General features: G+C 71.4%; 13 protein-coding genes and 1 pseudogene. 4 read left to right on the top strand and 10 right to left on the bottom strand.

Features of this window, described 5'->3' with window-relative positions; all coding sequences use genetic code 11:
• Positions 1-16: 16 nt before the first annotated feature.
• From VGZ32_RS10620 to VGZ32_RS10600, 5 genes are all read right to left on the bottom strand, one after another.
• Entirely contained in the window at positions 17-2,848 is a 2,832-nt protein-coding gene (locus tag VGZ32_RS10620; protein ID WP_326885758.1) for an ATP-binding protein, read from the bottom strand.
• Between the two features lie 201 nt (positions 2,849-3,049).
• Positions 3,050-4,225 (bottom strand): phosphotransferase enzyme family protein, encoded by a 1,176-nt coding sequence (locus VGZ32_RS10615; RefSeq protein WP_326885757.1) that lies wholly within the window; start codon positions 4,223-4,225, stop codon positions 3,050-3,052.
• 88 nt (positions 4,226-4,313) lie between these two features.
• Positions 4,314-5,135 (bottom strand): ABC transporter ATP-binding protein, encoded by an 822-nt coding sequence (locus VGZ32_RS10610; RefSeq protein ID WP_326885756.1) that lies wholly within the window; start codon positions 5,133-5,135, stop codon positions 4,314-4,316.
• Positions 5,132-5,944: an ABC transporter permease gene (locus VGZ32_RS10605; protein WP_326885754.1), complete on the bottom strand. Its 813-nt coding sequence runs from the start codon at positions 5,942-5,944 to the stop codon at positions 5,132-5,134. The genes VGZ32_RS10610 and VGZ32_RS10605 overlap by 4 nt, the downstream gene beginning before the upstream one ends.
• 34 nt (positions 5,945-5,978) lie before the next feature.
• Complete coding sequence (locus VGZ32_RS10600; RefSeq protein WP_326885753.1) at positions 5,979-7,037, bottom strand: ABC transporter substrate-binding protein; 1,059 nt, start codon at positions 7,035-7,037, stop codon at positions 5,979-5,981.
• A gap of 476 nt (positions 7,038-7,513) precedes the next feature.
• Between VGZ32_RS10600 and VGZ32_RS10595 the strand changes: the two genes are divergently transcribed.
• Positions 7,514-8,410 carry an NAD(P)-dependent oxidoreductase gene (locus VGZ32_RS10595; protein WP_326885752.1) on the top strand — a complete coding sequence of 299 codons (897 nt, stop codon included), beginning with the start codon at positions 7,514-7,516 and terminating at the stop codon, positions 8,408-8,410.
• Between the two features lie 226 nt (positions 8,411-8,636).
• Complete coding sequence (locus tag VGZ32_RS10590) at positions 8,637-9,506, top strand: GNAT family N-acetyltransferase (RefSeq protein WP_326885751.1); 870 nt, start codon at positions 8,637-8,639, stop codon at positions 9,504-9,506.
• A gap of 211 nt (positions 9,507-9,717) precedes the next feature.
• On the opposite strand, the gene VGZ32_RS10585 is transcribed toward VGZ32_RS10590, so the two are convergent.
• The 5 genes from VGZ32_RS10585 to VGZ32_RS10565 all read right to left on the bottom strand — a co-directional run bounded on the left by VGZ32_RS10585 (position 9,718) and on the right by VGZ32_RS10565 (position 14,287).
• Positions 9,718-10,632 carry an LLM class flavin-dependent oxidoreductase gene (locus VGZ32_RS10585; protein WP_326885750.1) on the bottom strand — a complete coding sequence of 305 codons (915 nt, stop codon included), beginning with the start codon at positions 10,630-10,632 and terminating at the stop codon, positions 9,718-9,720.
• Positions 10,633-10,934: 302 nt separating this feature from the next.
• The gene (locus tag VGZ32_RS10580) at positions 10,935-11,996 is read right to left on the bottom strand and encodes a tetratricopeptide repeat protein (protein WP_326885749.1); all 1,062 of its coding nucleotides are present in this window, start codon (positions 11,994-11,996) and stop codon (positions 10,935-10,937) included.
• Positions 11,993-13,294: an ATP-binding protein gene (locus tag VGZ32_RS10575; protein WP_326885748.1), complete on the bottom strand. Its 1,302-nt coding sequence runs from the start codon at positions 13,292-13,294 to the stop codon at positions 11,993-11,995. The genes VGZ32_RS10580 and VGZ32_RS10575 overlap by 4 nt, the downstream gene beginning before the upstream one ends.
• Positions 13,295-13,386: 92 nt before the next feature.
• A complete protein-coding gene (locus VGZ32_RS10570) occupies positions 13,387-13,782 on the bottom strand; it encodes an MmcQ/YjbR family DNA-binding protein (RefSeq protein ID WP_326885747.1) in 396 nt (131 codons plus the stop codon).
• Positions 13,766-14,287 carry a GNAT family N-acetyltransferase gene (locus tag VGZ32_RS10565; RefSeq protein ID WP_326885746.1) on the bottom strand — a complete coding sequence of 174 codons (522 nt, stop codon included), beginning with the start codon at positions 14,285-14,287 and terminating at the stop codon, positions 13,766-13,768. The genes VGZ32_RS10570 and VGZ32_RS10565 overlap by 17 nt, the downstream gene beginning before the upstream one ends.
• A 141-nt stretch (positions 14,288-14,428) precedes the next feature.
• Between VGZ32_RS10565 and VGZ32_RS10560 the strand changes: the two genes are divergently transcribed.
• A complete protein-coding gene (locus VGZ32_RS10560; RefSeq protein ID WP_326885745.1) occupies positions 14,429-16,840 on the top strand; it encodes a Tex family protein in 2,412 nt (803 codons plus the stop codon).
• 72 nt (positions 16,841-16,912) lie between these two features.
• Positions 16,913-18,441, top strand: a pseudogene (locus VGZ32_RS10555) (hypothetical protein); the annotation flags it as partial.

Below are 18,441 nucleotides of genomic sequence, written 5' to 3'. Positions count from 1 at the left end.
GACGTCTGACGCCGGTTCAGGAGTCGCGGCGCCCGACCCACTCCGGCATCGTCTTGGCGAGTTCGGTACGCGAGCGCACCGACAGCTTGCGGTAGACGCGCGAGAGCGACGCCTCGACCGTCTTCACGCTCAGGTAGCAGGCCGCCGCGATCTCCCTGTTTGTCGCGCCGTCTGCTGCCAGGGTGGCGATTCGCAGCTCCGACGGGGTGAGCGTCTGCGCCGAGTCGCTGCGGCCGCGCGGCTCCGCTCCGCCGCGCGTACGGCTTTCGATCCTTCCCAGCCAGGCTGCCGCGCCCGCCTCTTCGCACAGCTGGGTCGCCTCCTGCGAGGCCCGTCGTGCTGCGGCCTGCCTACGCCTTCTCCGCTCCACGTCCGCGAGCGCGGCCAGCGTGCGGGCCAGTTCCAAAGGCAGCCCTTCGCTCCTAAGCTCGGCCTCCGATGACGTCAGGAGCGTCGCCGCCTCGGACAACTCGCCCAACGCCAGGTGCCGCAGCGCCGCCGCGCGATCCATCGTCGCCACGATGCCCGTTCTGCCGAGTCGGCGCGCGGTCTCGGACACCGACTCGATCAGCTCCTGGGCCTCGTCCAGCGCGCCCTCGCCGACCAGCGCCTCCGCCAGATCCGCGTGCCAGCGGCCGACCGCCGGGTCCACGATCCCCATCGCGCTCTCGAGCCGGCGCACCTCCCGCAGCACGGCGGCCGCGCGCGCCGGGTCGTCGCTGAGCAGGTGCACCCGTCCGAGCACGGTCAGGTTCCAGATCTTCCAGAACTCGTCGCCGTCCTGCTCGGCGAACCGCACGCCCTCCTCGGCCAGGGTGCGCGCCTGCTCCAGCGACCCGCCGTACGACTCGGCCGCCGCCATCGCGTACGCCGCCGGGCCCGCCGCCGAGCTGTCCAGATCCTCGTGCAGCTCCATCGCCCGCCGCGCCGCCTGCAGCGCCCCGGCGCAGTCGCCCGCCCGCACCCGGATGTCGGTCAGCGGGATCTGCACCCGCAGCAGGTCCTCCACCCCGACGAGGTCGCCGAACCGCGCGAGCATCGCCAGGATCTGCTCCTCGGCCAGGGCGAGCCGGTTGTCGTGCAGGTTGAAGATCGCCTGCGTGTAGAGCGCCTCCCAGAGGCGGATGTCGTCCATCCCTCCGCGCGCCGCCGTCTCGAGCGCGTCGGCGAGCGTCGCCTCGGCCTGCGGATCCCCGCCGATCCGCTGGAGATAGGCCAGGTCGGTCAGCGCCTCCACCCGGGTCGCCACATCTCCCGAACGTTCCGCGAGCCGCGCGGCCAGCACCGTTTCGGCCGTCGCCTCCGCGATGCGTCCGGCCAGCACATGCCGCCCAGACGCCCACGAGTGCATACGCGCCTCAAGCATCGGGTCCCCGCTCGCGCGGGCGTCCGCGAGGCCGTCCTCGACCAGCTGCCCCTCTCTCTCGACCGCCTGCCCGGCACAGGTGAGCAGCACGAACCGGGCGTGCACCCGGGTCGCCGGGTCCGTCTCCTGGCCGAGCACCGCCGCCGCGTCGCGCCGTGCGTCGTCCCAGTGCCCCGCGTCGGCCGCGTACTGGGCAGCGATCAATTGGCGCCGCAGCCTCTCCCGTACGGCGTCGGCCGGGGTGCGCGCCACCGCGAGGCCGGCCAGCTCCGCCGCCGTCGCCGGGGCGCCGCGCCGCCGGGAGGACCGGGCCGCGTCGATGAGCATCGCCGCGACCTCTTCGCCCTGCGCCGGATTGGCCAGCGCCAAGTGCCGGGCCCGCTCGACCGGCTCGGTCGCGGTCTGCGCCAACCGCCGGTGTGCCTCGCGCCGGGCCCGCCCGGTCGCCTCCGAGTACACTGCGGCGCGCACCAGCGGATGGTCGAACACGACCTGCCCGTCCGCGCCGATCCGGATCACGCCCAGCTTCTCGGCCGTCTCCAGGTGCGTCGTCGCCTCCTCGCCGCCCGCCGTCGCCAGCAGGGTGAGGTCGGGACGCGCGGCCGCGCTGGCGAGCGCGAGGGTGTCGCGGACGTCGTCCGGCAGCGTGCGCAGCCGGTTGAGCAGCAGACTGCGCAACAGTCCGGGAACGGCGAGCCCGGAGCCGCCGAAGCCCGGCACGCCCTCGGCCGCGGACTGCGGCCGTCCGTCGATGGGGAGCGCGCGCAGCAGTTCCAAGGCATAAAGCGGATTGCCCTGCGCGATGCGGTGGATCTCCCGCGCGGTCGCCGGGGCGACCGCCGCCCCGGCCCGGTGCTCCAGCATGGCCGCGAGATCGCCGGCGGTCATCGGCGGCACGACGAGCTCCGCTGTACCGATCGGCAGCAGTTCCGCGTGCAGGGACGACCCTCCAGCGGACACCCGCTCGGTGGCGAGGAATCGCATGCGCAGCCCGGCCGCGCGGCGCGCGACGAAACCGAGGATCTGTGCCGTCGGCTGGTCCACCCACTGCAGATCGTCGACCACGATCCACACCGGCGTGCGCGTGGTGAGGGTCCGCAGAAGCGTCAACACGGCCAAGTGGACGCGCCCGCCCGCGCTGCCGTCCGCCCCGGGATCAGCGCCGTCGCCGTCCCCGCGCAGCAGCGCCGCCCGCAGCGCTTCGCACAGGCCGACCGGCAGCCGCCCGATCTCGTCGTCGGTCACCGGTTCGAGCAGATCGATCAGGCACATGAAGGGCAGCGGCAGCTCCGCCTCGACCGGCGAGCAGCGCAGCACCCGCACGCCTGCCGCGGGCGCGCCCTCCAGCAGTTCGCCCATCAGGTGCGACTTGCCGATCCCAGCCGGTCCGACCAGCAGCACCCCGGGCCCGTCGCGCACCGCCTCGGCGGCGGCCGTGCGGACCTCCCGCGCCGCCAGGGAGGGCGGTTTGAGATCGCTCACAAGGCACGCCTTTCGGTAGCCGGGTGCCGGCCGGTGCCGCGGGACGGTGTCGTGACTCGCGGGTGATGGACGGTTACCGCGCAGTATTTTTGCATCGCAAAGTATCTCTGCGGAATCCCTGGTCTCACATTCTCTTCAGCTTTGTGATCTATCGGTGCCGGACGTTTGTTCCCTGACGCACGTGAGGCAACCGTCGCCCGTTCAATCCCGCCTACCCGATGCTGCTGTGGAGCTGCCTGGTCGACCGGATCGGTGCTGCTCAGAGGTGCGTAAGCGATCCAACAGCCGGCTGCCCAGCGGGCCGGCGAACCAGGCGGTGTGGTCCACGAGATAGCGGTATGCCAGGTCGGTGTTGTCGGCCGAGGCGGTCACGGAGCGGAAGTAATCGATCTCGCTGAGTGAGTAGTCGACGTGGCAGAGAGGGAGCAGGTCGGGCAGGGCGGCGTGCTCAGCGTCAGTGAGCTTTGTGACCTGTGTGTAGCCCTCGACCAGGGCCAGTGCTACGTCCTCGTGCACCGCGTCCGCGCCCTTCGCGTCGAGCTCCACCCACTCCACCGCGTTGCGCTCGATCGCGACGGCGAGGTCGTGGACCGCGAAGGCCCGGTCCGCCAGGCCGAAGTCGAAGACGGTGGAGACGGCGCCGCGCTCCCACATCAGGTTCGAGGCGTGCAGGTCGTTGTGCGTCCACAGCGGATCCAGGTGCTCGAGGTGGGGGTGCAGGCGGTTGTGAAACGGCAGATGCCAGCGTTCGAGGTCGGCCCGCCACGGCCGGCGCGCCAATTCCGCGGCCACCTGCGGGCGCTCGGCCGCGTACGCCTCCAGCGCGGCGAGCGGCTCGTCGGCCGCGAACACGGTGAAGCCCCCGAGGAGCGGCTGCGGCGCACGCCGCAGCGCGTCATAGCCCTGCGCGGCCTCATGCAGCTCGGCCAGCGCCCGCCCGGCCGACCGCGCATGCCCGAGACTGGTGAACGGCGACCAGGAGATCGCGTCGCGATACAGGTCCCGTCCGCGCCCGACCGTGTGGACTTCGTACGTCCACGGCCCCATGGAGATCGCCGTGTCGCCGCCGTCGTCCGCGAGGACCGTCACGACCGGGGCGCCGCGCGCGGCCAGGTGCGCGAGGAAGCCGTGCTCCTCCAGCAGCCCCGCGGCCGAGCGGACCGAGACGTGGTGCCGTTTGACGAAGACGCGCTCCCCGCGCGCCGACTCGATCAGCCCGGCGGCGGACAGCGGCCGCGGCGAGCGCCACAGCACGCGTCCGGCTCCGCCGAGCCGGGCGAACCGGCCCAGCAGCTGGTCGGCCTCGCGTGCGGTGAGCGGCGGCCAGTCGGGGGCGACCCACTCGGTGCCCATTCCGTGGACGAGATGGGACGACATCAGGCCCCCTCGCTTCCAGCCGACTGCGTCTGCGTACCATGACCGGTCGTTTTGACCCGCCTGTCGATTTCTGCCGAGGGCGCGCCCGTCACGTTTCCGTCCGATCCGAGGAGGTGTCAGGCATGCGAAGGATGCGCGACGCATGATCCTTGAGGCCCAGAGCGTTCAGTACCGCCTGCTCCAGCCGGGCGAATTCAGGGAGCTGAAAGGTCGCCGCGGTGCGCGGGCGCGGCAGGTCCGCGTCGAAGCGGGCGACGACGCGGGCCGGGCGCGGGGAGAGCACGTGCACGCTGTCCGCCAGCAGCACTGCCTCCCGGACGTCGTGCGTCACCAGCACGATCGTCCAACCGTGCCGCTGCCAAGTCTCCGCGAGCCACAGCTGCATCTGAGTCCGGGTCAGCGAATCGAGGGCGCCGAACGGCTCGTCCAGCAGCAGGACCGGGCGCCCCATCGCGACTGTGCGCAGGAGCGCCGCGCGCTGGCGCATGCCGCCGGACAGCTGCGCCGGATATGAGCGCTCGAACCCTTCGAGCCCGAACTCGCCGAACAGCGGTCGAACCCTGGCACGCGCTTCACGCTTCGGCACGCCTTGGACCTCCAGACCCAGCGCCGCGTTGGCCTCGACCGTGCGCCACGGGAACAGCAGGTCCTTCTGCGGCATGTAAGCGACCTGAGCGCTGTACCCGGTGGCGATCCGGCCGTCGACGCGCACTTCGCCGGCGATCGGCCGGTCCAGCCCGGCGACGATGTTGAACAGGGTCGACTTGCCGCTGCCGCTCGGCCCGATCACCGCGGTGAACTCGCCCGGCCGCACGCGCAGATCCAGGCCGTCCAGCACGCGCAGCGCCGCGCCGTCCGGCCGCGGGAACTCCTGGATCAGGCCGCTGACCTCGAGCTGGTATTCGCTCATCGCCGCCCCCACCCCCGCCCCCGGCCGCCATCGCCGGACGAGTCAGCCCGCTCATACCTACGCCACGGCGTCACGAGCCGCTCCAGCAGGTACGTCGACGCGAACAGCAGGACGCTGAGCACCGCGATCACCAGGATCGTGGCGAAGACGAGGTCGGTGCGGAACACGTCCTGCATCTGCTTCATGTAGATGCCGAGACCGTCCTCCGCCCCCGCGTACTCGGCGAAGATCGCGCCGCCGATCGCGTAGGTGATCGACACGCGCAGACCGGTGAAGAAGAACGGCAGCGCGCCCGGCACCCGCACCTTCCGGAACGCCTGCCACCGGCTCGCCCCCATCGACCGCAGCAGCCGGGCCGCCTCGCCGTCAGCGGCGGCGAAGCCCTCCGCCAGCGACGCGGTCAGCGGGAAGAAGGTGGCCAGCGCGACCAGCAGCATCTTGGGCAGCAGCGTGAAGCCGAAGATCACCACGAACAGCGGCGCGACCGCGATCACCGGGATGGTCTGAGAGGCCACCAGCAGCGGGTACACCGCCCGCCGGGCCGCGGCGGAGAAGTCCATCGCGGTGGCGATGATCCACGAGACGGCGAAGGAGAGCCCGAAGCCGGCCGCGGTCTCCCGAAGCGTGGGCAGCGCGTTCTGCCACAGCGCCGCCTTCTGGTCCCAGCCGGCCGAGGCCACGTCGGACGGCGTCGGCAGCACCTGCGGGTTGTCGATCGCGAACCGGCCGACCAGCTGCCAGCCGCCGAGCAGGACGGCGGCCAGCAGCAACGGCGGCCACAGGGTCCGCAGCAATCGTCCCGCGCTCATCGTGCCCGCCGCCTGGTCTTAAGCCGACGCTCCGTCAGGACGCCGGCAGGTACGCGTTCGTGTACAGGGTCGACGGGTCCGGCTCCCGGGCCAGCGCCTTGCCCGCCGCGTCGGTGAGGATCCCGTTCCGGTAGAGGAAGTCGGTCAGCGCCGTCCAGCGGGCCGCGCTCTGGACGCCGATCTTTCCATTCGCGTCCTTATAGTAGGCGGAGGCCTCGAGCGCGGCGCTCTGGTCGACCAGCTCCTTCTGTGCGCCGAGCACCGACTCGTTCGCCTGGATCAGCAGGTTGGCGGCGTCGGCCGGGTGCGCTGCGGCGTACTGGTAGCCCTTCTGTACCGCGTCGAGGAACTTCCTGGCGAGGTCGCCGTGCGCATTCAGGTACTGGCGGGACGAGGCGATCAGGACCGAGTAGATCGCCGGGAAGCCGTAGTCCGACAGCTCGAAGGTCCGCAGCGGCTTGCCGACCAGCTTCGCCTGGATGACTTCCCAGGTGGGCTCGGGGAGGGCGAAGTCGGCCTGGCCCGCGTACAGCGCCTGATAGGCGTCGGTGTTGAGGGTGACGTTCCTGAAGGTGCCGGTGCCGCCGGCCTGCTTGATCACGTAGGTGAGCATCGGCGTCTCGAGCGGCGAGCCGTACCCGGCGTAGGTCTTGCCGTCGAGCTGCTTCGGGGAGGTGATCCCGCTGTCCGCGCGCACCCCGATGACCACGTCGGTCTTCTGCGTCACCGCGTATATGGAGACGATGTCACCGCCGGTCGCCGCCGCCTCGGTGAGCCCGTCCTGGTAGGAGATGCCGAAGTCGGCCTTGTGCGTGGAGACCAGGGTCTCCGGGGCAGTGGCGCCATAAGGAATGATCTTCAGATCGATGCCCTCGGCCTTGAAATAGCCAAGCTGCTCGGCGGCGAAGATCCCGGTGTGGTTGGTGTTCGGGGTCCAGTCGAGCGCGAGGGTCACCGGCGTCAGCTCAGCGCTTCCGGGGGAGGATGAAGCGGCCGACGACGAGGAGCACGCGGCGGACCCGGCGCCGACGAGGGCGGCGGCCAGGGCAAGGGTGATGCCCTTCCGGGGCACACTGCGGTGAAGCTTCTGCATGATAACGATCATCATACCGTGGTTTACACCGCCTCCCGCCGGACCGTCTGCGCTGCTGAATCAGCATCTGTGCGCAATCTCACGCTGTGCCCGTTTTCGCGGCGCTCGATCGAGCGCCACTCGAAATCAACCCGTCCGATCCCGCTCCCGTCCGCCCTCGTACGCGCCTATACGTGCGCGAATACCACCCACTCGCCCACCGCGACGTGCCGCCGCTTTCTACGGCGTGTCGCGGTAACTCTCCGCGCGGCGTACGGTGCTCCTGGTGGAAGACGACGCCCGCTCGGGCCCGGCCGCTGCCGACCTCGGCGTGACCGCGGGGGCCGGATCGTGCGGTGGATCGGGGCGGGCGCACTCTTGCACCGCCGGCCCTGACGTGGGGCGGCCGCTCCCGGGTACGGCGTGGCACGCCTGCCCGGATCGACTGGAATAGCCGAGAGATGGACGACGTGTTAGATGACACTAGGGGGGATCAGATGGCTGTCGCGAACGTCGGCTGGATAGGTACCGGCCGCATGGGTTCTGCGATGGTGGCCCGGTTGCTGGCAGCGGGTCAGAAGGTTGCCGTGTGCAACCGGACCCGGGTGAAGGCCGAGGAGTTGGCGCACCTCGGTGCAGTCGTGGTGGACGGTCCGGCCGACCTGGTGGAGTGCCGCACCGTGTTCATCACGGTCGACACCCCGGCGAGCCTGGTGTCGGTCGCCAACGCGCTGTTCGGCGCTGAGGTCGGGCCGCGCACCGTGATCGACTGCTCGACCGTCGACGCCCCGGCCGCCCGCGCGCTGCGGGAACTGGCGGGCAAGACCGACACCGCGGTCCTGGCCGCCCCGGTCAGCGGAAACGCGAGCGCGGTGACCGGCGGTACGGCGTCGTTCTGCGTGTCCGGGCCGCAGGAGGCTTACCAGCAGGCCAGGCCGATCCTGGAGATCCTGGGCCGCTCGGTCACGTACGTGGGCGAGGGCGACTCGGCGCGGGTGGTGAAGCTGTGCCACAACATGCTGCTCGGAGTGATTTCCCAGACGCTGGCCGAGGTCGCCGTGCTCGGCCAGAAGTACGGGGTGACCCGTGAGGCGCTGATGGAGTTCGTCAACGGCTCGGTGCTCGGCTCGGACTTCACCAGGTACAAGACCCCTGCGATGCTCTCCCTGGACTTCACCCCGACGTTCACCACGGAGCTGCTGCGCAAGGACTTCGACCTCGGACTCGCCGCGGCCCGCGTGGTGGAGGCGCCGATGCAGGTGGCCTCCGCCGCGTATCAGCGCATTCAGGAGGCGGTGACCTCGGGCTACCGCGACGCGGACTTCGCGGCGCTTTTGGAGCTTCAGGCGCGCGGCGCAGGGATCGAACTGAAGGCCGAGGGCAGCGCGGCATAGCCCTTCACGTATAACGCGACTCACGTATAGCGCGACCCGTCGAGACCTGAGACGGGCGTGCGCGGGTCGAACTGGTTCCGCCCGTACAGCGTGACCAGGCCGCCCACGCGGCGCGGTGGTGCCCCGGACCCTCCACGGTCTGGGGCACCACCGCTTCGGCGTGTCCGCACACTGCGGCGCGGCCAAAAACTGCCGCGTCCCCGCGACGAGGGTGTCAAGATTGCGTATGCCCTGGCATCTGACCCGCGATCCGGGCGCCTTCGAGGCGTCGGCCACCGCGTTCGTGAACGCCGACCCTGTCGAGAACACCTTGTTCGTTTCGATCATGGCCGTGCTCGGGCGGCGCGGACTCGACGCCTACAGCGCCCGGCCGCCCCACTTCGGCTGGTACGCAGGCGAGAGCGGTCGGGTCGAGGCCGTCTTCCTGCAGACCCCGCCGCATCCCGTGCGGTTGTCCGCGGCTGCGGATCGCGCGGCCCGGGAACTGGCGGAGGCGCTCGCGCGTGATCATGGCCGAAACCGCGGCGGACAGGCGGAGGTCACCGGAGTCGCCGGCCCGGTCCAGGCGGCCGAGGCGTTCACCGTGCAGTGGTGCGAGCTGACCGGCGCCACCGCGGCGATCCAGATGCGCACGCGTCTGCACCGCCTCGAAACGCTGGCGGCTCCGGAACCCGGCCCGGTCGGCCGCGCCCGAGTCGCCGGGCGTGCGGACCGGGACCTGCTGGTCGCGTGGCAGCGGGTATTCGCCGAGGAGGTAGGGGAACTCCACGCGGATTCCGAGCGGATCGTGGACAACCGGATCGAATACGGCGGCCTGACGGTCTGGGAGGCCGACGGGCAAGCGGTGTCGATGGCGGGGGTGACCCGGCCCATCGAGGGCACCGTGCGCGTCGCGCCCGTCTACACCCCGAAGCCGTTGCGCGGACGGGGCTTCGCCGGCGCGGTCACGGCGTCCGTGAGCCAGGCCGCGCTGGACGCCGGGGTCCGAGAAGTCCTCCTCTTCACCGACCTGGCCAACCCGACCAGCAACGCGCTTTATCACCGGCTCGGGTACCGCCCAGTCGGTGACCAGGTCGACTATCGCTTCGTGTATTGACATCACCGCGACGCTCTGGAAGGAAGCATTAACGGGCCCCGCGCCGAGAGGCGGGCGCTGCCGAGCTCCCCGCGCGACGGCCGCACATTAACTGGCCCACCGTGGCGGGTCGAGAGCTCCTGGGCTCGGCTTTGGCGGGGTCGGGTGTTAACGGGCCCGACCCCGCCGGATCGAAGTCCCTACGAACCGCTCACCTACGGGGCCGGAGCGGTCAGCCCTGCCGAAGTGCTTCTAGCGCCCTGGTCACCTGGCCGAGCGGGTCTTCGCCAACTGGCCGCAGAATGACGCTGTCCGCTCCCGCGTTCCAAAGCGCTCGCGTGCGCTGCGCGACCTGTGTCTTATCGCCGGACACGGTGAATACGTCCTGCAGCGGCACTCCGAGGAACTCGCTGTACTCATCCAGGATCGGTGCGAGCGCGGCTGACACGGCGTCAGGATCGTCGTCAAGGGCCAGATGGGTGAACACGAGCAACTCGTGCGAGCCTGGACGGTCTTCGGACTGGTCACGCGTGGCGCGGCCCCGCTCGATCAGCGCACGAATACCCGGCAGGTCGTCCGGTCCACGCCCCTCGACCACGAGCGTGCCGTCGGCAACGCGTCCGGATAGCTCGAGCGACCGCGGACCGATGACGCCGACGATCACCGGCGGTGGGACGGAGGGCGGATGCACCAGTCGCATCCGCTCGAGGTGGATCGCCTGGCCGTCGACCGTGACCTCATGCCCGCGCACCACCTGCCGCACGGCGGTGACGGTCTCCGCGAGCAGGTCGAGCCGATTCGGCACCAGCGCGCCGACCTCCCGCATCCACGCGGTGGCGCCGTGGCCGACCCCGGCGACCAGACGTCCAGGATGGATCCGGGCGAGCGTGCCGACCTCCATGGCCAGCAATGCCGGATTTCGCAGCGGCGCCGGGCAGATGCCGATCCCCACACGCAGTCGGTCGGTCGCGGCTAGCGCGGTGGCGGCCGAGGTTACGGCGCCAGCCCAGCGCAAGTCTTCGACGACCCACAGATCGTCGGCGCCTAGGTCTTCGAGGGCGCGGGCGAATCCGGCCAGATCCTCCGGTGGGCGTGCACGGTCGAAGATCGCGCCGATGCGGCGAGGGCCGGAAGCGGTGTTGATCACGCGTGTCACGCTAGCAAAGAGCGATGGTGGGGAGCCTGGCAGCGTAAAGACGAGGCGGCGGGAAGCGTGGCGAGGGAGGGGCAAGGCGGCGGGGAGTACGGCGAGGGAGGCGTAAGGCGGCGGGGGAGTGTGGCAGGCGTGAGAGGGCGGCGGGGTGCGGCGAGGGGAGGGGAAAGACAGCAGGGGAGTGTGGGCAGGCGTGAGAAGGCGGCGAGGGGAAAGGTGGCGGGGGGCGTGGCAGGCGTAAGAAGGGGGCAGGGAGTGCGGCGTCCGGCTCGGCCGTTGTAGGAGAGCTACGGCGTCTATTTGTCGCGGCGGCGGCTGGCGCGGCCGCGCGTGGCGGCCAGCAGACCGAGGCCGATCATGGGCACGACGCTGCTGCCCTGGAGCCGCGAGTGGCCGAGCGCCGTGTCCATCCGATGCAGCGGAATCACCTGCGCTATCCCGCCCAGGGCGATGAACGCCAGCGGTATCGCCGTCGCGATCAGGGTGTTGACCGCCCGCCGATCCTTTCGCAGCACCGTGCCCACGAAGTGGCCCACGCTGCGGCGGGTGAGTGCCAAGAGCAGTGCGAGCAGGAGCAACAGCGTCGCGAGCGTCGCGATGCCAATGAGCCGCAGCCCCGCGCTGTTCGTTCCGGCCGCCGCGATCAGGACTCCTACGGCGCACAGGTACGTCGCCGCGCAGAATCGCTTGAGCAGCACCACGATCGTGGCCGTCAGGTTGTCCTTTGCCAGCTTCTGCTGCGGGTTGTGCCGCAGCGAGGTGCGGAAGCCGGCGAGCGCGCGCATCCACTTGCGCTCAAGACGGTCCAGGACGGCCAGGTTGTTGTGCGCGGTCGCCTGGTTCGGGTTGATCGAGAGCGCGTGCAGGTAGGCCTGGCGTGCCTCATCCGTCCGGCCAAGCTGCTTGACGATGACCCCGTACAAGACGTGCACGTCCGCCTCGTCCGGCGCCAGGGTGCGCGCCCGCACCACCGAGTCCAGCGCCGCCTTCGGATCGAAATGGCGCAGGCAGTCGGCGAGCAGCCAGTGGCACATCCACACGTCCGGCGCCAGCCGCACCGCCTCGCGGGCCGCGCTCGTCGCCGCCCAGTGATCGCCCGCGGCGTTCAGCGCGCTGGCCAGAATCCGCTGGCTGTGCTCCGACGCCGGTTCGGACGCCACCGCGGCCCGGGCGACGCGCACCGCCTCCTTGTGGTCGCCCAGGATGTTGTGGCAGCGCGCCAGCAGCCGCAGCGCCCCCGCGTTCGTCGGCTCCTCGGCCAGCAGCGCGACCAGCCGCTCGCGCGCCTCGCCGGCCCGGCCGACGTCGACCAGCGCCGAGACCCGGACCAACTCGTCGCGCACGTCCGGCGCCGTCACAGGATCTTGCGTTTCTTCAGGTACGCCAGCAGGTCGTCGTAGGCGCCGCCTTCGTTCGCGAAGAGCGCGACGTTGCGGGCGGATTCCAGCCACGGCCCGATCGACGGCTTGACCTCGCCGATCGCCGCGTCCACGTCCCGCATCTCGATCATGCGCACGGCGCCGGTCGCGGCCGAGTCCAGCAGCGCCCGCTCGGCCGCGGTCTCGCACACGTGCGCGAGATCGGCGCCCGAGAACCCGTCGGTGCGCCGCGCCGCCGCGGCCAGGTCGATCTTCGACACCGGACGGTCCTTGAGGTGGTGGCGCAGGATCGCCTCGCGCGCGGCCGCGTCCGGCGGCAGCACCAGCACGGTGCGGTCCAGCCGGCCGGGACGGCGCAGCGCCACGTCCACGTCCCACGGCGCGTTCGTCGCGGCCAGCACGAACACTCCGTCGTTGGACGCCCCCACCCCGTCCAGCTCGGTGAGCAGCTGGTTGACCGTGCCGCGCATCGTGTTGGACCGCAGCTGGCTGCGACGCTGGCCGAGCGCGTCGATCTCGTCGAGGAAGAGCACGCACGGGGCGTTGCGGCGCGCGGTGGCGAAGATCTCCCCGAGGTTGCGCTCGCTCTGCCCGATGTACATGTCCAGCACGTCCGCGAGGGTCACCGAGAAGAAGCTCGCGCCCAGCTCCCCGGCGATCGCCTTGGCAAGGAAGGTCTTCCCGCAGCCGGGCGGACCGTAGAGCAGCAGGCCGCCCTTGAGCGACTTCCCGTAAAGCTTTCGGAGCTCCGGATTGCGCATCGGCGCGAGAAACGCCGCATCGAGGCGCTTCTTCACCTCCGTCATCCCGCCCACGTCGGCCAGCCGTATGGTGCTGGGCTCAAGGTCGTAGGCGGGCTCGGTCAGCTCCTCGTCGCCGTCCAGGAACATCGGCGCGGCGAGGTCGCCGAGGTCGCGCGCGGCCGCGTCCCAGTCGAACTCGCTCTCGAGATCGGCCTCCGAGCGGTTCGCGGAGTCCGCGGTGGGGTCGTCGGACGGCGCGTCGGACTCCCAGCCGGGTGCGGCGGGCCGGGGCGGCATCGGCGGGGCGGTCGTCGAGGACTGAGAAGACGCCGGCGCGCCCACCGCCCGCTGCATCAGATCGAGCGCGGCGGCGGACGTCGGCTCGGCCGCGAGGACGGTGCCGATGTGGCTGACGGCTTCCGCGACGGATCCCGCGTCGAGCAGGAGTCCGGCCAGGTGAAGGCGCAGCGGCACGTCCTGCGGCGCGGCTTCCACTGCCTTGCGCAGGCTGTCGATCAGCGGCGAATCGCCCACGGCGCCTCCCCAACCCGTCCCGGTCCCTGCCTCGGGAACCCCAGTGTAAGGGCGCCGCCACCTGCTACGGGGTACCGGGGAGGATGCTGGCGTCAACCCGCTTGCGTCCTGCGCTCCAGCTCTGCGACCCGGCGCTTGAGCGCGACCGCGCGGTAGCTCTCCTCAACCCAGTCCTCGTACACGCCGAGCGGGACGTCGGCCTTCGTCAGCCGGACGTTGACCCACCCCGCACGGCCGAGCCCGTAACCCATCTGCGTGATCCCGTCGACCCCCAGCGCCTCGGCGTGTGAGGCGTGCAGCTTGACCCCGAAGCCGACCCGGTCCTCCTCGCCGTCGACGCCGAGGAACACGAAGACCTTCTTGTCGACCTTGACGACGGTCTCGCCCCACGGGTGATCCACCCACGCGCCGGGATAGCCGAGAGCCAGCTCGAGCAACCGCTCGCGGATCCGCGCGGGCGAATCGGCCCGGTCAGAGGGTGCGGTCATGCCTCATCACGACAATCGAGCCCGGCTTGTGCAGCACCGCGGGCTTGGTCACCCCGGTCTCGGCGAAGCCGTACCGCCGGTAGAAGGCGCGGGCCCGGTCGTTGGCGCTGTGCACTTCGAGGCTGATGACCTCGGCGCCTCCGGTCAGCCGCGCCCAGGAGATCGCGGTGTCGAACAGCCTGCCCGCGACGCCCAGCTCCCGGCCCCGGAACTCCGCGGTGACGTACACGTTGAAAACCACGTACTCGCGGCCGGAGACGTCCGGCGCGTAGACACCCGTGGTGCCCACAAGCCGGCCGCCTCGAGCGACGGCGACGAACAGCGCGGAGGTCTCCGAGTCCGCGTTCGTGTAGGTGCGCTCGCGCCACACTTCGTCGGGCTTGGCCAGCGCGTCCTCGTAGTATTCCCGGAAACCGTGCGGGGTGTCCTTGAGGGCCTCGAGCCTGATGTCACGGACCTGGCGCCACTCGTCCGCCCTCACGCGTCGCACCTCGAACTTCCCCATGGATCAGATCTTGGGGCATCGGGCGGTGCCAGTCCAACCGGATACCGACCGTAGCTAGATGCATCCGCTCAGTCCAGCGCGGGTACGCGAGCGCCTGCTTGGTTCTGCGGGCAATGCCCGGCACAATGCGATGCCGTGCCGATGAACGCAGACTCTTTGCCAAATACCGTGTCGATCAACGGCCGCATCGCCGCGGAACTCGGCGTGCGCGAGCGCCAGGTGACCGCCGCGGTGGACCTGCTCGACGGAGGCGCGACAGTGCCTTTCATCGCCCGGTACCGCAAGGAGGCCACCGAGGCGCTGGACGACACCCAGCTGCGCAACCTTGAGGAGCGGCTGCGCTACCTGCGCGAGCTGGAGGAGCGGCGCGCCGCGATCCTCGAGTCGATCCGCGGCCAGGGCAAGCTCGACGACGCCCTCGCCGCCCAGATCGCCGCCGCCGACTCCAAGGCCCGGCTCGAGGACATCTACCTGCCGTTCAAGCCCAAGCGCCGCACCAAGGCCCAGATCGCCCGAGAGGCCGGGCTCGAACCGCTGGCCGGCGCGCTGCTGGCCGACCCCGGCCTCGACCCGCAGACCGAGGCGAGCGGGTACGTCGACGCGGACAAGGGAGTCGCGGACAAAGCGGCGGCCCTCGACGGCGCCCGCGCGATCCTGGTCGAGCGCTTCGCCGAGGACGCCGACCTGATCGGCGAGCTGCGCGAGCGGATGTGGGAGCGCGGCCGGATCGTCTCGTCGGTGCGCGAGGGCAAGCAGGACGCGGGCGCGAAGTTCTCCGATTACTTCGAGTTCGCCGAGCCGTTCACCAGCCTGCCCTCGCACCGGGTGCTCGCGCTGCTGCGCGGCGAGAAGGAGGAGGTGCTCGACCTCGTCCTCGACCCCGAGCCCGCCGCTGAGCCGTCCGCGGACGAGGCCGACACGGCTGCTGCTCTGGCCGTGCCCGTGCGCACCGGCTACGAGGTGCGTATCGCCGCGCGCTTCGACATCGCCGACCGCGGCCGCCCGGCTGACCGCTGGCTGCTGGATACCGTCCGCTGGGCCTGGCGCACCCGCGTCCTGGTGCGCCTCGGCGTGGACCTGCGCATGCGGCTGTGGCAGGCCGCCGAGGACGAGGCGGTGCGCGTCTTCGCCGCGAACCTGCGTGACCTGCTGCTCGCCGCCCCCGCCGGAACCCGCGCCACGATGGGCCTGGATCCCGGCTTCCGCACCGGCGTGAAGGTCGCGGTCGTCGACGACACCGGAAAGGTCGTGGCCACCACCCCGATCTACCCGCACGTGCCGCAGCAGCGCTGGGACGAGTCGATCGCCGTGCTGGCCAAGCTCGCCGCCGCGTACAAGGTGGATCTGGTCGCGATCGGCAACGGCACCGCCTCCCGGGAGACCGACAAGCTCGCTGCCGACCTGATCGCCCGGCACCCCGAGCTCAAGCTGACCAAGGTGATGGTCTCCGAGGCCGGCGCCTCGGTCTACTCCGCTTCCGCTTACGCCGCGCGCGAGCTGCCCGACCTCGACGTCTCGCTGCGCGGCGCGGTCTCCATCGCCCGCCGCCTGCAGGACCCGCTGGCCGAGCTGGTGAAGATCGACCCGAAGTCGATCGGCGTCGGCCAATACCAGCACGACCTGTCCGAATTCAAACTGTCCCGCTCGCTCGACGCCGTCGTCGAAGATTGCGTCAACGCGGTCGGCGTGGACGTGAACACCGCTTCAGTGCCTTTGCTCGCCCGCGTGTCGGGCATCGGCGAGTCGCTGGCCGAGAACATCGTCGGCCACCGCGACACGAACGGCCCGTTCCGCACCCGCAGGGCCCTGAAGGACGTCGCCCGGCTCGGCCCCAAGGCCTTTGAGCAGTGCGCGGGCTTCCTGCGCATCCGCGACGGTGACGACCCGCTGGACGCCTCGAGCGTGCACCCCGAGTCCTACCCGGTGGTGCGCAGGATCCTGACCTCCACCAAGCAGGAGATCAAATCCCTGATCGGCAACGCCGCCACCCTGCGCGCGCTGAAGCCGGCCGAGTACGTCGACGACACCTTCGGCCTGCCGACAGTCACCGACATCCTGCGCGAGCTGGAGAAGCCGGGCCGCGACCCGCGCCCCGCCTTCCAGACCGCGACGTTCAAGGAGGGCGTGGAAAAGCCCTCCGATCTCAAGCCCGGCATGCTGCTCGAGGGCGTGGTCACCAATGTCGCGGCCTTCGGCGCGTTCGTCGACGTCGGCGTGCACCAGGACGGCCTGGTCCACGTCTCGGCCATGTCGCGCACCTTCGTGAAGGACCCGCGCGAGGTGGTCAAGCCCGGCGACGTGGTGCGGGTCAAGGTGCTCGACGTCGACATCCCGCGCCAACGCATCTCGCTGACTCTCCGCCTGGACGACGAGCCGCAGCGCGGCGGGCAGGACGGACGGGGTCAGCGGGGCGGAAGGGACGGCCGGGACGGCGGACAGCGCCGCGGCGATCAACGCGGCGGGCGCCCGCGCCAGGATGGCGGGTCCGAAAGTGGCAAGGGTTCGACAGATACGGCGCTCGCTGATGCGCTACGGCGCGCAGGCTTGGTTTAATGAGCAACCAAGAACTCTAAAACATCACGCGCAATAGCACTGCGTGTCAGGAAGCGTGGGTACTAGAACGGAGTGACCCTCGAATCGAGTCTGCCGGGTCCGGAGCGGCCGTCCGATCCGCGCGACGTACTCGTCCAGGCCCTGCTCGGTCTGCGCTGGGCGCTGCCCCGGACCGATGCCGACGCACGCGTGGCGCTTGAGCAGCTGTCGGCGGTGACCGAGCGCCTCGCGCAGCTGGCGGCCGCGTCGAGCGGCGAGGCCGAATCGCCGTGGGAGGGCCAGGTCCAGACGCTGCTCGCGCAGGCCGGGTTCGCGCTCGACTGGTGGCGGCCGGTCCTGGACGACATCGACCTCGACTGGACCCTGAACCACCAGGCGCACCTGGCCGCCGACCTGGCCCGGATAGCCTCGGCGGGCGCGCGCATCCTCGACCGGTACGCCCCCGCCGTCCCGCATCCGCACGAGTCCGAGGGGCCGTTCACCCTCCCGCCCACCGGCAACCGGGTCCTGGCCGCCTTCGGCTCGGTGCCGGCCACGACCATCATCGACCCGCTGGCCAACTCCGGGCGCCACCGCCGGCCCGCATACGAGTTCGACGCCCCGACCGGCCGCTCCGCGCCCCCGGCCCCGCCCGCGCCCTCCGTGCCCCGCCGCCCGGCGGCGCCGTCCTGGTCCCCGGTCCCGGCCGAGCCGCAGCCGCCCGCCGCGCCCACCGGCCTGCCTCCCGCGATCGGGCAGGCGCCGGGCCATCAGCAGCTGCTGTATCCGCAGATCGTCGAGTTCACCCCGGCTTCCGCGCCCGCCGCGCCGCAGCCGGTGTACCCGAATCCCGACGCGGAAGCCGTCGCGAACCTGCTCGCGCCGCCCCCGCCGATCCCCGTGCAGCAGCCGGTCGAGGACCTCCTCGAGCCGCCGCTGCTGCCCATGCCCGTGCGGTCGCGCCCGCCCGGGCAAGTCCCGCCGTCCGCGTTCACGCCGCCGATCATCTGGGGCGGGTCGCCTGCCACGGTCTTCGACGACGAGGACGACGACCCGATCGTGCGCTCGGATCGGCGCCTCCTGCCGTCCGGCGGAATGGTCGTGCAGGCCCTCGGGATCCTCGGCGTAGTGGGCGCGCTCTGCTGGTGGGCGATCACCAGCCTGCATCCGGGAGCCGCGCCGCCGAGCCACCCGGTCGCGGGCACCGCCGCCGCCGGCCACGCGCCCACGCAGAGCGCCCCGGCCCGCTCCGGCGCCTCGATCACCGGCACCAAGAGCACCCCGGCGAAGGCCGCGACCAGCGCGCCCGCCGCCCCGCCGTCGAGCGCCGCCCCACCAGCCGCCCCTCCGGTGGTCGGGACCGCGACCGTGACCGCGCTCCAGGTTTCGCTGCTCGGCGGAAGCGTCGCGCAGCAGCAGGTCGCGATGGTGCTGTCGGTCAACGCATCCGGCACCGGCCAGTTCACCGTAACGGTGGACTACTACGGCATGAGGAACGGCGCGAAGATCGACGAGCGCGCCGCCTCCTGGACGCTGAGCGGCAAGACCAGCTACCAGATCGGCGCCACCATCCCGACCCAGGCGTACTGCGGCACCGTCTTCACCCTGACCGCCAAGGGCGG

The organism is Actinocrinis sp. (genome assembly GCF_035938995.1).
Taxonomy (GTDB): Bacteria; Actinomycetota; Actinomycetes; order Streptomycetales; family Catenulisporaceae; genus DASZGI01.
The sequence above is the reverse complement of the archived record's forward strand: the minus strand, read 5'-3'. Positions and strand labels throughout refer to the sequence as shown.